This window comes from Dokdonella sp. (assembly GCF_041395345.1).
GTDB lineage: Bacteria > Pseudomonadota > Gammaproteobacteria > Xanthomonadales > Rhodanobacteraceae > Dokdonella.
The window spans coordinates 155182-170801 of record NZ_JAWLAR010000002.1; the positions used below are offsets into that span (position 1 = coordinate 155182).

Below are 15620 nucleotides of genomic sequence, written 5' to 3' on the forward strand. Positions count from 1 at the left end.
CCCTTGATCCACAAAGGACGGAACAAGAACTGGATCCCAGCCTTCGCTGGGATGACGAGCAGAGACTTATCCAGCATTGACCTGGATCGTCGAAGGAATGAGGCCTGATTGGCAGTTGTCAGGCCTTCTTATTCGGCTGTCGGAGGCGTATCCCCACCTGTGGTATCCGCGGCGGGTGCAGCCGATTCACCGGTCGCATTCTCGAGTCCTTCCTCGTCGCCCTCTTCGTCCCCGATCGCGTCGAGGCGAACAAGTCCGACCAGCGATTCGTCGTCGGGCAGGCGGATCAGGGTGACACCCTGGGTATTGCGCCCGACCCTGGCCACTTCGGCGGCGCGCGTGCGCACCAGGGTACCCTGGTTCGAGATCAGCATCAGCTCGTGTTCGTCGGTGATCTGCACCGCACCCACCAGCTCACCGTTGCGCTCGGAGCACTTGATGCCGATCACACCCTGATTGCCACGACCCTTGCGCGGATACTCGGCGAGTTCGGTGCGCTTGCCATAGCCGCGTTCGGTGGCGGTGAGAATTTCGCCATCGCCCTCGCGCACGATCAGGCTGACCACGCGCTCGCCTTCGGCGAGGCGAATGCCACGCACGCCCGTTGCCGTGCGACCGGTCGAACGAACCGTGTTTTCGTCGAAGCGAACCGTCTTGCCGTTCGAGGCAAACAGCATGATGTCACTCTCGCCATCGGTGATCTTGACGTCGACCAGGGCATCGCCTTCGGCCAGGCCGATCGCAATCTTGCCCTTCTGCAGCTGATAGGAGTACTCGGTCAGCGGGGTCTTCTTGACCGTACCGCTCTCGGTCGCGAAAAACACGAACTTGTCTTCGGAGTATTCGTGCACTGGCAGGATCGCCTGCACTCTCTCGCCATCCTGCAATGGCAGCAGGTTGACGATAGGCTTGCCGCGCGCATTCGGACCGGCCTCCGGAATCTGGTAGACCTTGAGCCAGTAGACCCGGCCGGCGCTGGTGAAGGTCAGCAAGGTGTCGTGAGTATTGGCGATCCAAAGGCGCTCGACGAAATCCTCGTCCTTCAACGCCGAAGCGGAACGACCCTTGCCACCGCGTCGCTGCGCACGATAGATGCTGGCCGGCTGGCGCTTGGCGTAGCCGGTGTGCGAAAGCGTGACGACCACATCTTCCGGCTCGATCAGGTCGAGCATGTCGAGCTCGTCGAGATTGGCCTGAATCACGGTGCGTCGCGCGTCGCCGAACTCTTCCTTCAGCGATACGAGCTCTTCGCGGATGACGGCTAGCAGGCGCGCAGGATCCTCGAGGATCTCGAGCAGGCCGGCGATGGTCTGCAGCAGCTCCTTGTACTCGTCGGTCAGCTTTTCCTGTTCGAGACCGGTCAGTCGGCTCAGACGCATCTCGAGAATCTGCTGAGCCTGCACTTCCGAAAGCTGGTAGCCGGCGTCGGTCAGGCCGACGCCGGGATCGAGCTTTTCCGGCTTCGACAAGTCGGCGCCAGAGGCCGACAGCAGCGCGCGCACGAGCCCCGGTTCCCAGCGGCGTGCCAGCATGCGCTGCCTGGCTTCATCGCTTGATGCCGAGGTCTTGATCAACTCGATCATCTCGTCGATGTTGGCCAGGGCAACCGTCAGACCTTCGAGGATGTGGGCGCGATCACGCGCCTTGCGCAAATCGAAGATCGTGCGCCGCGTGACCACTTCGCGACGATGGCGGATGAACGCCTCGAGAATTTCCTGCAGGCCGAGCGTGCGCGGGCGGCCATCGACCAGGGCCACCATGTTGATGCCGAAGGTGACCTGCAACTGGGTCTGCTGATAGAGATTGTTGAGCAGGACATCGCCCATCGCATCCTTGCGCACTTCGATGACCACGCGCATGCCGTCCTTGTCGGACTCGTCGCGCAGCTCGGAGATGCCCTCGATCTTCTTTTCCTTGACCAGCTCGGCGATCTTTTCGATCAGACGCGCCTTGTTCACCTGGAACGGCAGTTCGCTGATGATGATCGTCTCGCGACCATTGGCCTCGACTTCGACCTCGGCCCTTGCCCGCACCAGGATGCGTCCGCGTCCCGTGCGATAGGCCTCGACGATGCCTGCCGAGCCATTGATGATGCCGGCAGTCGGGAAATCCGGACCCGGAACGATCTGCATCAGGTCCTCGAAACCGAGATCCGGATTGTCGATCAGGGCGATGCAGGCGCCGAGCACTTCACTGAGGTTGTGTGGCGGCACGTTGGTCGCCATGCCGACGGCGATACCGGCCGAGCCGTTGACCAGCAGGTTCGGGATACGGGCCGGCAGGACCGTGGGCTCGAGTTCCTTCTCGTCGTAGTTGGGCTGGAAGTCGACGGTTTCCTTGTCGATATCGGCCAGCAGTTCGGAACTGAGCCGGTGCAGGCGGCACTCGGTGTATCGCATTGCCGCGGCGTTGTCGCCGTCGACCGAGCCGAAGTTGCCCTGGCCATCAATGAGCATGTAGCGCATCGAGAAGTTCTGGGCCATGCGCACGAGTGCATCGTAGATCGAGGAGTCGCCGTGCGGATGGTATTTACCCATGACGTCACCGATGACGCGGGCGCACTTCACATAGGGTCGGTTCCAGACCGTGCTCGACTCCTGCATGGCATACAGAATGCGTCTGTGAACCGGCTTCAGACCGTCGCGGACATCGGGCAAGGCGCGACCGACAATGACGCTCATTGCGTAGTCCAGGTAGCTCTGCCGGACTTCGTCTTCGATATTGACGCGAATGACTTCTTTGGCGAACTCAGCCATTGAGTATTTTTTCCATTAAAATCAGGATGTTACGAAACGCCATCAGCACGCGGGAAAACCCCGGAATCGGCGTGGCGAAAACGCGAAATATTACCATGAAATGGCACCCTTCCGCTTGCTTTTGCAGGGGTATCCGGGGGCTGGGGGCCGGCCGGATGGCCGGCATGCCCCGGCGCAGCCGCTGCCGGCAACGGAGGCTCTGTGCCAATGCCCGGAATCGGGCCGGAAATCGACGCCCCGGTCAGCCTTTGCGGTGCCTGAAAATCCAGAGCCGCGAGGCCGAGAAATTGACCACGAATCCGCCCAGGGAACCGACTGCAACGGCCAGCGCCGGCAGTCGCTGGGCCAGAGTGGTGTGATAGACCAGGGTCGAATAGATCGTGAAGTTGACCGCGAAGCCGCCGCTCATGGCGAACAGGTAGCGCGACCACTCGCCAAGGTGGCCGTAGTGCCTGACGCCCTTGAACGTGAAACGCCGATTGAAGAGCCAGGTGCCGGTCGCTGCGCAAAGAAACGACAGCAGGCGCGACAGGTAGGGATTTGCGTCAAAACTGGAGACCAGGAACTGGACAATGCCGGCATCGATCAGAAAGCCGAAGAACCCGCCGATGCAAAACAAGGCTACCTGCCGCACAGGTCCACTCCCGCCCCCCTTGCCTGCAGGGTGCGGCGCGCACGATCTCTGGCGTCGACCTCAGGCGAACAGGGCTTGCATGCGTTTGGCATCGGGTTTCTCGATCACCCCCCGTTCGGTGACGATGGCATCGATCAGCGAGGCGGGGGTCACGTCGAACACGGGATTCCAGGCGAGCGCGGAATCAACCACCGTGCGCTGACCCGAGTGCGACAGCAATTCCTCCGGATCGCGCATCTCGATCTCGATGTCGGCGCCACTGGCCGTCGACATGTCGACAGTCGAGCCGGGCGCGACAACCATGAATTTCACGCCATGGTGACGCGCGACAATGGCAAGCTGATAGGTACCGATCTTGTTGGCCACGTCGCCATTCGCGGCGATCCGGTCCGCACCGACGATGACCCACTGCAGCGCTCCGGACTTCATCAGATGAGCTGCCGCCGAATCGGACACCAGGGTCGCCGGAATCCCGTCACGCATCAGCTCCCACATGGTCAGACGCGCTCCCTGCAACCATGGCCGGGTCTCGCCGGCAAACACGCGTACGATCTTGCCCTTGCTGCATCCTGCGCGGATCACGCCCAGCGCCGTGCCGTAGCCCGCCGTCGCCAGCGAACCGGTATTGCAATGGGTCATCACGCCCGTGTTCTCGCCGAGCAAGGCGGCACCCAGCTCGCCCATGTGCCGGTTGGCCGCCAGATCCTCGTCCTGGATCTGCTGCGCCTCGCGCTCGAGCCCCTGCACGTCGGCGCCTTCGGCGATGCGTCGCCCCATGCGATCCAGCGCCCACATCAGGTTGACCGCAGTCGGCCGGGCGGCACGCAGCAGCGGCAACGCGGCATCCGCTTCCTCGCGACCCCGCTGTGCCGCCAGCACCACGCCCCAGGCCGCAGAAATACCGATCGCCGGCGCGCCCCGCACGACGAGATCGCGGATGGCCTGGGCCACGTCGGCGGCATTCATGCAATCGACATAGTCCTCGACGAAGGGCAGCTTGCGCTGATCCAGTAGCCGTAACCGGTCACCGCGCCAGAGCACGGCGCGGATGGAATCGTGTTGTTGGTTCGAGTTCATGTCGAAAGGATACCGGAACATGGGCAGGACACGAACAGGACCGCCATCAGGCTGGATCGACAAAATTCAGCCCGTTGATGCGCCGCGTGCGCTGACCCAACGCGGCACTGATGACCTCGCGACTGGCATGCATGATCAGTTGCTTGCGTGCACGACTGGCAGCGGTGTACAGCCATTCGCGGCTCAGCAGCGGGTGGGGTTCGGACGGCAGAACCAGTTCAACGCGGTCGAATTCCGATCCCTGCGCCTTGTGCACGGTCATCGCCCAGGCACTTTGGTGCGCGGGCAATTGCGCAGGCAGCAAAGCCAGCACGCCGCCGTCGCGACGGCTGAACCAGGCGCGCAGGGGCGCATCCGGGCGTTCACTCAAGAGGACACCCACATCACCGTTGTAGAGTCCCAGCGCCGGCTGGTTGCTGGTGACGAGGATGGGCCTGCCGGGCAAATGGGGATTGTTGGCCTGCGCTCCATGCAGCACTTGGGCAACCGCCTGATTGAGTCCCGTCACGCCATGCGGACCTTCACGCATGGCGCTGAGGATGCGATAGCGGTCGAGGGCCTGCAGCGCAGCCTCGGGTGTCTCGGCCTTCTGCAGCGGCTGCCATGCCTCGCGCACGGCGACTCGCACTTCCGGACTGTCGAAACGCAAGGGCTGCTGATTCCAGAGAATATCGACACTGTCCGACAAGGCCTCGAACACACCCGCTGCATCGCCGGCCCGAATGGCCCGGACCAGGCGCGCGATGCCGGAGTCGCCGCCAAAGCGTCGCGGCCGCTCCAGTCGAACGACACGTTCGCCAATAGTGTTCGCGGCGGTCCGTTGCATGATTTCCGCCGAGCTGGCTGCGCCCATCCACGGCGCCAATGCGGCGCTGAACCGATTGTCCGGATTGCATGCCGCAACGGTGGCCAGCACCGCGCCATTCTCCACCGCCGGCAGCTGGTCAGGATCGCCCAGGAGAATCAGACGACATCCCGGCTTCAGGGCACGCAGGAGTTTTGCCATCAACGGCAGGTCCAGCATCGAGCATTCATCGACAACGAGCACGTCGAGATCGAGAGGTCGTGAGGCATCGAAACGCGGGCTGACAGATTGCGGGCGCATGCCGAGCAGTCGATGCACGGTCATGGTCGCATCGGGCAGCGCTGCTTTTTCCGCGTCCGACAATGGCAGCGCTTCGAGGCCCTGCCGCACCGATTCGCCGAGACGCTGCGCCGCCTTGCCGGTCGGCGCTGCAAGACCCATGCGCAAGGGCAGCTCCGAGAAGGACTGGATCAAGGCAAGCACGCGCAGCGCCGTGTAGGTCTTGCCGGTGCCCGGCCCGCCACAGATCACCGTCAACGGCGCGCGCAACGCGTTCACCGCGGCGATGCGTTGCCAGTCCGTCTCGCCCGGATCGGTAGGGGGCAGCAGGCGATCCAGCGTCACGCGCACTGCCTCCGCATCGGGCAGCGTTGCGTACGGCATGGATCGCTGTTGCAACGACACTTCGATTTCGCGTTCGTAGGTCCAGTAGCGGCGCAGCCACGCATGCGGGCCATCGACGACAATCGGCAGACCGCTCGCGGGATCACCGATGAAGGGCGCCACCGGCCACGCATCCGCTCGGATGGCGGCAAACCGTTCTCCTGCATCGCCGGATGGCCAATCGGCCAGCAACGCCGTGCTGAAACAACTGTGCCCCTGGCCGACTGCCCAGCTGGCCAGCGCAGCGAGCTGCAGCGCCGAAGCATCGCTGTCCGGCCAGATCGACTCGAATGACTCGGCGAGGGCGAGATCCAGCGCGCTGAATCCGCCTTCCTGCATTCGCTCAAACGCGCTCATGGTTCATCTCCGTTGCACCACGCATCCAGCGCATCGATCAAACGGGAAGGCGGCCGATCATGATGAATTCCGGTGCGGTCGCCCTCGCGCATGCCGCGCACGAACAAGTACAGCGCACCGCCGACATGCGTTTCGTAATCGTAGGCCTCACCGAGACGTGAACGCAGGAATCGCTGCAGGGCCACCAGATAGATCAGGTACTGCAGGTCGTAGTCGTGTGCCCGGATTGCGGCAGGCAGACGCTCGGGTGCGTAGTCGCTGCGATCCGGACCGAGCAGATTGGTCTTGTAGTCGAGCACGTAGTAGCGGCCTTGCCAACGCAGGATCAGATCGATGAACCCGGTCATCAGGCCAGCCACGTAGCTGCGTCGCGCGCGAAGATCGCCCTCGGGTCGGGCATAGCGGCTATCCATGCGCAAGCAGGCTTCGAAGCGATCCAGACTGGCCCCTTCCAGCGGAAACAGGAACTCAAGTTCGGGTCGCGCTTCGTTGTCCGCCAGCATGGACAGGCTCAGCCCGCTACCGGGCAGCAATTCCGTGGATACCGCGGCCCGCGTCATGCCGGCGACGACGGCGTGCTCACTTTCGAGAAATCCGTGATCCTCGCAAATCGTGGCCAGCCGCTCGGGCGGAATTCGCCGAGCCAGATCGGCGAGCGGGATCTGCTCGAAGACCGCGTGCACGCAATCGCCAAACTGGGCGCCGCGCGGCCATTGCGGTACCGGATCGTCGGCGGCAACAGTCGTCAGCACAGGCACTGCCGTAGCCGTCTCGTCATGATCGGCCACGGGCGCATGCAGGTTGCCGCCAAACAGGCGGCTATAGCTCCAGGTCGTGAAGCGCCGATCGATCTGGCCTGCAAACGGCTTCGCCTGCAAGATCGATGATGAATGCCTTATCGGCTTGTCGTCGATGACAGGCGAGTCGTTGTCCAGGGCAACAATCGCAATGCTCGCATCCGAACGTGCGGCCAATGCATCCAGCTTTTCCGCAAGGGAATCCGGATCCAGACTGCCAAGCTCAGCAGGGTCGATCATGTCGCGGTCGCGAAACCAGAGCCAGCTCAGCGGACTGGTCAGGCTGTTGTCCCCGGGCTTGCCGGTATTCGCATACGCCCACGCGATCCAGACGCGGTGCCGCGCGCGCGTGATCGCTACATAGGCCAGGCGCAGGCTTTCGGCAAATTGCTCCTCGCGATTGAGCAACGCATGCTCGAGCCACTCCGGCCCGCCGAGATCGATGCGAGCCTCGGTCTGGTCATGCCAGCTCACCGCCTGGTCCGGCACGGTTGCATCGGAAAGCGACTGCCAGCGGGTGGAGAAAAGAAAGGGAGCGAAGACGCAGTCGTACTGCAGGCCCTTGCTGCGGTGAATGGTCAGCACCTGCACGCTGCCGCCGTCATCCGCAGCGCGCACCAGTTCCGCATGCCCCTGGCCGCGCCTGGCTGCCGCTTCGTCGCGGCGTTCGGCGAGCCAGCGCAGCAATTCATCCGGCGACGCGCGACGCGAAGACTCCTTCTGCAGCAACTCGGCCAGATGCAGCAGGTTGGTGACGACACGGCGACCGTTCCAGTGCGGCAGAAGCCGCGCGCCGGCCTCCTGCACGCAATGCGCGATCACCGCATAAGGTCCGGCTTCCTGCCAGCGGATGCGCAGGTTCGCAATCCGCGCCAGTTGTCGCTCCCATCGATCCAGATCAGCGTGCGCCGCCAGCAGCGAATCGAGATCCTCGCCGAGCAGCTCGGTGGCCAGCGCCGCCCGTACGGTGGCTGCATCGCCGGGTGCGCTGATGGCAGCGATCAGACATTCCAGTTGAACGGCTTCGTCGCTGGCGAAAACGCTGACCGCACTGAGGTAGTCGCAGGCCACGTTCCACCTGGCCAACTCGTGCGCCGCCTGTTCGGCCTGACGATTGGTATTGACGAGCACCGCTATGGTCGGGGCATCCCCGGTCGAACCGGGGACGTCCCTCAGTATCGTCTTGATCGTGCTGGCCACTTCAGCAAGCACGCGCTGACTGACATCTCCGACCTTGCAGGGCTTTGCCTCGCCCTTGTCGTTTGTGCAGTTCGGCAAGCGCCAGATCGTCATCGGAGCAGAGCCGGTGTACTCCTGCGCCGATGGCTTGCGGTGCTCGGGGAAGTGCGCCGGCTGGAAGCCGATGAACGGATACAGGAAGGCATCGTCAACGCCGCCAAACACGGCATTGGTTGCCGCAATCAGCCGCGCGTCGGAACGCCAGTTGGCGAGCAGGGTCGTGTGCTCGCCGTCGGTGTCTTCGCAAGCCTTGCGATAGGTGAAGATGTCACCGCCACGAAACCGGTAGATCGCCTGCTTCGGATCGCCGATCAGGAACAGGACACTGTCGCTGCGCGCGGCGTGGATGCGCCGCAGGATACCGTACTGCAAGGCGTCGGTATCCTGGAACTCGTCGACCAGGATGGCCGGCAGGCGTTCGGCGATTCTGGCAGCTATCGCAGGACCGTTGTCGCCGTGGAGGTGTTTGTGCAGATTGCCGATCAGGTCGTCGAAACCGAGCAGGCGCAGGCGAGACTGCCGCGCGTCCAGGCCGGCACGGACAAAGGCCAGCGCCGCCTGAAGAAAGCGCGCCAGCATCGCCGCATCGCGTTCGGCCCGCGCGACGCGTATCGCTTCGACACAATCGGCGACCTGCTGCAACGCGCCTTCGAGCTGCCAGTTCCTGTCCCTGAGCTTCTTTGCGCGCCCCTTGTCGATGGCCGAACGTGCCAACGGTCGCAGTGCGTCCGTGTCCGGACTTGTTGCAGCGTCATCTGCATTCAATGCAGACCGCAGCGAGTCCATGGCCGCGGCGTGGTGGGCGCCCTTGCTCTTGTCCACCGAGAGCAGCTTGCCCTCGAGCAGCTCGTCGATGGCTTCCACGGCTGCCGCAACCTGTCCCGCCTCAAGCAACTTCCGCCACGCATCGAGTGCCGTTTCAAGACGTAGCTGCGCATCGACGATCAACCCTTCCGGATCAACCGGGTCGATGCAATCCGCTGACAGCGACAGCGCCTGCGACTGAGCGAAGAATCTCGCCAGGCTGTCGGGATCCGGCCAGCGCCGCAGGATCGCCTCGAATGCAATGTCCGGCTCGGCGACGATGTGTCGCCGCCAGAAGTCGCGAACGAGCTCGAGGGTCGCATCACCCCGGCTGCCCGCTTCCAGCTCGACAAACGGCTTCCCGGTTTCGAAGGCCAGATCGGACAACTGTCTTGCGCACAACCCGTGCAGGGTCGAAACCTGTGCTTCGTCGAACTCGACAATCGCTTCAGACAAGACGGTCAAGGCCCGCTCTTTCGATACGCTGTCCCCGCGATGGCCGCTCAGGATTCGATCAAGATCATCCTCCGGTGACGCCTGCTCCTCCTGCAACCGCTCCATCGCCTCGACAAGCCGCATTCGCAATCGCGATCGCAGCTCGCGCGTAGCCGCATCGGTGAAGGTAACGACGGCGATCTCTCTTGCACGCAATCCGGATTCGAGCAGCAGGCGCAGATACAGCAAGGTGATGTTGTGGGTCTTGCCGGTACCGGCACTGGCCTCGACCAGATGCTGTCCGGCCAACGGTACGCTGGCGACATCCAGTTCGCGCATCATGGCTTCACCACCGTGGTGGCCAGGTACAGTGGCAGGAACAGGGTTTCGCTCAGGCGCCTGAACTCTTCGCCCAGTGGATCGTCGTGATTGCGTGCGACCAGCGCATCGTAGGGGTCGTCGCGTTCCGGATACGGCGCTTCTTCCCAGGCTTCGCGCGCCGCATCCCCCGGAAGTTTCCTGGCCCCGTGAGCCAACGTCGATGCATAGGCTTCGGCACTATGACGAAACAGCGGTAGAGGCCGCCGCATGCCTTCGCGATGAATCCGGAGCAGATCTGCCAGCCAGGTCCGGACGTCAGCCAGGGGCTCCAGTCGAAGTACTGCTGCAACATCCTTTTCCCAGCCGATGGCGTAGGCCGGCAGGGACTCGCCGTTGGCGGCGAGCAACGCGCGTTCCAGCGCAAGCCGGGCCAGATCCAGACCACGAATGCGGCCGGGACGACGCAGAAGAAGGATTCTTTCCCTGCCGTCGAACACGAGCCGGGGTGCGCCTGTCAGGACGGTGTCCTCGGCCCCCGCGCGCATGCTGCGAACCGGTTCACTGCCCGAAAGATGAAGCACGCCGTTCAGACGCAGGCTTGCCCTTTCGAGCGCATCTGCACGTGCCGTGAAATCCTCCCAGGCTGCATCACCCACCGGGCCGAGCGGGAAGATGCCTTCACCGCGCGCCCGCTCGATGTCGGGTCGCAATGTCGAAGGGTCGAGCAATCTCTCGACCAGGGCGTAACGGGTCAATGCATCGGGCCTGAAGGGTTCGACATCCTCGAACCCCTCATGTTGCGGTGGTCTCAATTGCAGCGTCTGCTGGAAATAGGTGCGCGCCGGGTGTCTGAGCCAGCCCAGCAGGGTCTCGAGTTCGACGTGGTTCGGGGCGTCAGTGACCAGACCGGATTCCGACTCAAGACGATGAACATCGCTCATAGCGTCAAATGCCGTCGAACGCGCGCCGACGAACGACCGTGCCTGCTGCCAGTCGCCGGCCGCCGCCTGCGCTGACACCAGCCATCGCGTGTCATAGCTGCTCGAGGGAGAGTCCTCGCCGTAACAAGCAGCCGCGAAGGCGTGCAACGGATGATGATGCACAAGCGCCGCTTCGATTTCGTTCCAGCGATCCGGCAGGTACTGCTCGCGCAGGAATCCGAGCAGCTCCTCGACCAGTGGCGAGGGCGGACTGATCGTACCGGCGCGCTCGTCACGATCGACATAGCTCAGGCAGAGCGCGTCACGCGCGGCACCCACACTTTCGAGGAACAGGAATCGATCGTCCTCGCGTACGCTGCGATCGCCGGCGTGCGGATGGCGACGCATGAGATGAAAACCTTCGGCGGGTTGTCGGCGCGGAAATTCGCCAGCGTTCAGCCCGAGCACGCAAACCACCCGATAGGGCACGTTGCGCATCGGCACCATGCCGCAGAAGCTCACCCCAAACCGGCCTCCTCGAGATCCTCGCGTCTCCTCAAGCGCATCACCGATGACAGAGTGCACGATGTCGAAATCGAGTGCCTCGTCATGCAACCAGGGCTGTGCCTGATTGGCGAATTCGGCAATCACTTCGCGCAGACGCTTGAATGCAGCCTGCTCGGCGCTGTCTTCGCTTTCCGACTCGAACAGAACATCAACCGTGTCATTCAGCCAGCGCTTCCATGCTTCCGCGCTGCGCGCCTGGGCCATCTCGCGCCTGCATCGATCGAGTGTGTCGATGAAGCGCGCAAGCTGGCCGAGAGCCTGGGCCGCGCTGCCTTCCACATTCGCTGCCGGCACGACGCCATCGTGCACAAGCGCTTCATCGCCTTGCGCATAGCCCAGCAGCAGACGATCGAGACCGAAGCGCCAGGTATTGGCATTCAGGGCCGCCGCGCCAACTTCTTCGCGGAACGAGGCGTCCAACCCCCAGCGTATGCCACTTTCCCGAATCCAGGTACGCACCCAGTCCAGGGAATTTTCGTCCAGTTCGAAACGCCGCATGATCGCGGCTTCGCTCAGCAGGCCGAGGATTTCGCCCACGCCAAACCGGCTGTTGCCCAGGTCCAGCACGCGAGCGAACGTATCCAGCAGCGGATGGCTGCGTCTGAGCGGGGCGTCGGCAACGCTGTAGGGAAGCGAGAGAGTGTCGGAGGAATCGCCGAATACCGCGTCGATATAGGCGACATACTCCTCGAGGCGCGGCGACATGACCACGATCTCGTGCGGCTTGAGATCCGGCAATTCCTCGATCAGACGCAGGAGCCGGTCACGCAACACCTCGACTTCCCGTCGCCGACTCGGACATCCATGAATCTGCAGGGAAACATCGTTGTCCCCATTGGGAGGTGATGCGTGCGCAGGATCGAGCAGGAGCAGACCGCGCTGCAACCATGCCAGCAAATGGTCCGCCTCCGGCATGACGAATGCGTCGTCATCGTGGATCACCATGTCCGGCGCATGGATGGCCTTGAGGTACTCGCGACCCAGGGTTCCCCAGGAAGCAAGCAGGGGATGCCCGACTTCGAAGTAGTCTTCGACTTCGCGCCTTCCATGCTGGCGCCAGAGTCGGCGGCGACGTGCAATTTCGCGCTCCGACACGACGTCGCCCCAGTAATCCAGGCAAGGGTTGGGCTGGTAGAAATCGAGCCTGATCTTGCCGGCCAGGGCGAGGAAGAATCCGAGCAGCAAGGGTGGTAGAAAAGAGGCGCCGAACACGCTGACGTGAGCGGGGATGTTCGGCGGCAGCGTCTGCATCGTGGTCAGTTTCGCGAGCACGTCATGCATGAGACTGGCGCGATCGGGTTCGTCCGTGGTTCCGACCAGCTCGCGCCAGAGTTCCGCCTGCCAGGCTTCATCGCTGTCCTTCAGCACGCTGACGCCGCGTTTCCAGGCCAGCGTCCATTCCGGTCGCGCAACCATGTATTCATCGAAAACGCGCGCCAGTGCCACCGCCAGGTCATGACGTGTCCGCGCATCGGAACCGTCACCCAGATAATTGCGCACCGGCTCAAAGCCCGGTCGGGTCGCCAGTTCCGGAAGCCTGGCGTAGATACGCCAGGTCAGGGCCGTACGCGAAAAGGCCGAATCACCCGACAGGCCTGCATCGCAGGCCCGCAATACATCCCAGGCGAATGTGGAGGGCAGCGGAAGTTCGATGTTGATGGCAATGCCGCAGCGCCGGGCAATGCGTTCCTGCAACCAGCGCCCCAGCGCAGGGTGGGCAACAACGACAACATGGGCCCGCATCGGATCATCGAGCCCGCGCGCCTGGAGATCCTCCGCCAGTCGGTCGGCAAGCAGTTCGAGCCGGTTTCCGTGAATGAAATGTGCTGCCTGCATGGGTTCCCTGGATTCTCCGGATTCCTGACTTTCACCGCTGCGCGGCCCGCGGTCGCGAGCAACCACCCGCATTCGAGCCAGCCAAACCGCGGATGAATGCCGGAACGGGAGTCTGCCATGACACGATCTCCTGCGCCGAGATCGGGATAGACTGCCGGCACCGCGCGGCTGTGCCTGCCGTGCGCAATGCCATGTCAGCCTTCGAAATGCCCACCGCCCTGCACGCCTGATGCGTACTGTTCCCCCATTCCTCGCGGCATGCTTGCTGCTGAACCTTGCGCCACCCGGCGTGCAGGCGAGGACGACACCATTCGAACTGGAACCGGTGCTCGGCGCGACCGCGTTCGTGCAACCGGCACTGATGTCGGGTCCCGGCTATACGCTCGACCCGCATGTCGAGATCCGTGGCTACATGGCGCAGTTCACCCTGGATACGCCGCAGGGTCCGGTGCGGGCGGAGAGCGTGGAGATCCTGGCTGATCGGGTCGCGGAAATGCCGGCACTGGAAACCCTCGACGCGATGACGCATTCGCAAGCCTTCATCGATGCGGCGAGCGATTCAGTGACGCGCACGGGAGCCGGAATCGGTCAGGTGCTGATGCATCCCATCAAGACGCTGGCCGGCATACCGCGCGGGGTCGCCCGCTACTTCGGCAAACGATTCGACAAGCTCGGCCGACAGGCGCAATCGCTTTCCGACCACGCCGCGAAGGAACTCGGCAACGCAGGAGATCCCTATCCCCGCGCCGACGGCCCGATGACCGAAACACGCGATATCGACCGCGCCGAGGCCGCCACTCAGCTGGCGGACACCGACTACGGCTGGGTCGGAGATGCCGGCAGCGAGATTGCGCGTGAACTGAAGCGGCAGATCAAGTATTCACAGGTCAGGCGCGAACTGGCCGAGCGCCTCGGCATCGATCCGTACACCAGCAACCCGTATCTGCGCGAACGTCTCGATCAGCTGGCCTGGGCCGGTTCGGGTGGACGCTACGCAGCGGGTGCGGCACTGGCCTCGGTCGGCGGCGTCGGCGCAGTCGTTCTCGACAAGGGCAGCCAGCTCAACGAGCTGGTCTGGAAACTGGATGGCCCGCAACTGCGGGAGTTCAACGCCGAGCGACTGGAACGCTATTGTCGCGACAACCTGCTGATGCGCCAGTTTCTGCGTCGCGGCACCTTCACACCGACCCTGCAGACGGCGCTGGTCGACCAGCTCGCGGCACTGCAGCCGGCCAACGGCTGCGATGCCATGCTCGAACTCGGCATGACGGCCCAATCGGAACTGGAAGCGCGCTATCTGGTCAATTCGCTGCAGCTGGTGTCGGCCCGCCTTGGCCGGCGCGCGCATGGCGGCAGCCTGCTTGTGGTCGGAGCCGGTCTGGCCTACGACACGGAGGACGGCGAGCGCGTGCTGCCCCTGCCGGTCGACTACCTTGCCTGGACCTCGGAAGTGGAGGCTTTCATCGATCGCCCCGAGTTTCGGCATCGCGAAAAGACGATCCTGATTTCGGGCCAGTCGACCATGCGCAGCCAGCGTGAACTGACCTCGCGCGGTTGGAATCTGGTGATCGAAGAAGGACGCAGCGCGCCCTATCCGGACCGTCTGGCGAAAGCGGACTGAATCCGCGGCCCTCGATATTCAACGCCGGTTTCGAGTACGTGGTTTTCTGCTGGTCGAGCCCGGTTTCGATAGAGCGCCGACACTCTCAAGCCGAGTAGCCAACCAGATCAGATGCCGCGCCCCCTTGTTGCCGTGTGCGCGAACCGGCACCTCCTCCACGCTGAATCCGCAATCGCGCAGTCGCTGGCTGAACTTCCGGTCAGGGTGCGCGGACCACACCGCAAGCACGCCACCCGAGCGCAGTGCGGCATGGGCAGTGGCCAGGCCGCGCAACGCGTACAGACCGTCGTTTTCCTCGCGGGTCAGTCCGTCAGGTCCGTTGTCGACATCGAGCAGGATGGCGTCGTAGATCTGCGACCCCGCACCGATCAACTCGGCCACATCGCATTCGCGCACTTCTACGCGCGGATCGAGAATCGGAAATCCCGCATGCCGGCCCAATGCCCCGCGATTCCAGGTGACCACGCCAGGCACCAGCTCGGCAACGATCACCGATGCGCTGTCGGGTAGCAGCTCAAGCGCCTTGGCCAGAGTAAAGCCCATGCCAAGACCGCCGATCAGCACGCGGGGACTCTTCGCAGACAGGATCCGCTCGCAGGCGATGCGTGCCAGCGCATCCTCGGAGCCATGCATGCGTGTCGACATCAAGTCCCCGCCGCCGGAAATCTTGATCGAGTAGTGTTCGCCCTCCTCGAACAGGCGCAGCTCGCCGCCACCGGGAATCGGCGCGGCATCGAGCAGGTTCATCCGCTTGCTCATGCCGCCAAAGCCAACGCGTGCTTCGGCAT

7 protein-coding genes and 1 pseudogene are annotated in these 15620 nt (G+C 63.6%); 1 reads left to right on the top strand and 7 read right to left on the bottom strand.

Going from position 1 to position 15620, the window contains the following annotated elements; translation table 11 throughout:
• Positions 1–128 precede the first annotated feature (128 nt).
• The 6 genes from gyrA to recC all read right to left on the bottom strand — a co-directional run bounded on the left by gyrA (position 129) and on the right by recC (position 13211).
• Entirely contained in the window at positions 129–2756 is a 2628-nt protein-coding gene (gene gyrA / locus R3F00_RS02755; RefSeq protein ID WP_371280174.1) for a DNA gyrase subunit A, read from the bottom strand.
• A 241-nt stretch (positions 2757–2997) separates the two neighbouring features.
• A complete protein-coding gene (locus R3F00_RS02760) occupies positions 2998–3390 on the bottom strand; it encodes a GtrA family protein (protein ID WP_371280175.1) in 393 nt (130 codons plus the stop codon).
• Positions 3391–3450: 60 nt separating this feature from the next.
• Positions 3451–4467: an S-methyl-5-thioribose-1-phosphate isomerase gene (gene mtnA / locus R3F00_RS02765; protein ID WP_371280176.1), complete on the bottom strand. Its 1017-nt coding sequence runs from the start codon at positions 4465–4467 to the stop codon at positions 3451–3453.
• A 46-nt stretch (positions 4468–4513) separates the two neighbouring features.
• Entirely contained in the window at positions 4514–6292 is a 1779-nt protein-coding gene (gene recD, locus R3F00_RS02770) for an exodeoxyribonuclease V subunit alpha (protein WP_371280177.1), read from the bottom strand.
• Positions 6289–9909: an exodeoxyribonuclease V subunit beta gene (recB, locus tag R3F00_RS02775; protein WP_371280178.1), complete on the bottom strand. Its 3621-nt coding sequence runs from the start codon at positions 9907–9909 to the stop codon at positions 6289–6291. Before recB ends, recD begins: the two co-directional genes overlap by 4 nt.
• Positions 9906–13211 carry an exodeoxyribonuclease V subunit gamma gene (gene recC, locus R3F00_RS02780; RefSeq protein WP_371280179.1) on the bottom strand — a complete coding sequence of 1102 codons (3306 nt, stop codon included), beginning with the start codon at positions 13209–13211 and terminating at the stop codon, positions 9906–9908. The genes recB and recC overlap by 4 nt, the downstream gene beginning before the upstream one ends.
• 229 nt (positions 13212–13440) lie before the next feature.
• On the opposite strand from recC, the gene R3F00_RS02785 reads away from it, so the two are divergent.
• A complete protein-coding gene (locus R3F00_RS02785) occupies positions 13441–14832 on the top strand; it encodes a hypothetical protein (RefSeq protein ID WP_371280180.1) in 1392 nt (463 codons plus the stop codon).
• Positions 14833–14916: 84 nt separating this feature from the next.
• On the opposite strand, the pseudogene R3F00_RS02790 reads toward R3F00_RS02785, so the two are convergent.
• Positions 14917–15591 (bottom strand): annotated as a pseudogene (locus R3F00_RS02790) (hypothetical protein); the annotation flags it as partial.
• Positions 15592–15620 lie beyond the last annotated feature (29 nt).

Bases quoted from the DNA above. Each gene is read 5' to 3' on its own strand.
- recD (WP_371280177.1), bottom strand. From the start codon at position 6,292: ATGAGCGCGTTTGAGCGAATGCAGGAAGGCGGATTCAGCGCGCTGGAT.
- R3F00_RS02785 (WP_371280180.1), top strand. From the start codon at position 13,441: ATGCGTACTGTTCCCCCATTCCTCGCGGCATGCTTGCTGCTGAACCTT.
- gyrA (WP_371280174.1), bottom strand. From the start codon at position 2,756: ATGGCTGAGTTCGCCAAAGAAGTCATTCGCGTCAATATCGAAGACGAA.
- recC (WP_371280179.1), bottom strand. From the start codon at position 13,211: ATGCAGGCAGCACATTTCATTCACGGAAACCGGCTCGAACTGCTTGCC.
- mtnA (WP_371280176.1), bottom strand. From the start codon at position 4,467: ATGAACTCGAACCAACAACACGATTCCATCCGCGCCGTGCTCTGGCGC.
- recB (WP_371280178.1), bottom strand. From the start codon at position 9,909: ATGATGCGCGAACTGGATGTCGCCAGCGTACCGTTGGCCGGACAGCAT.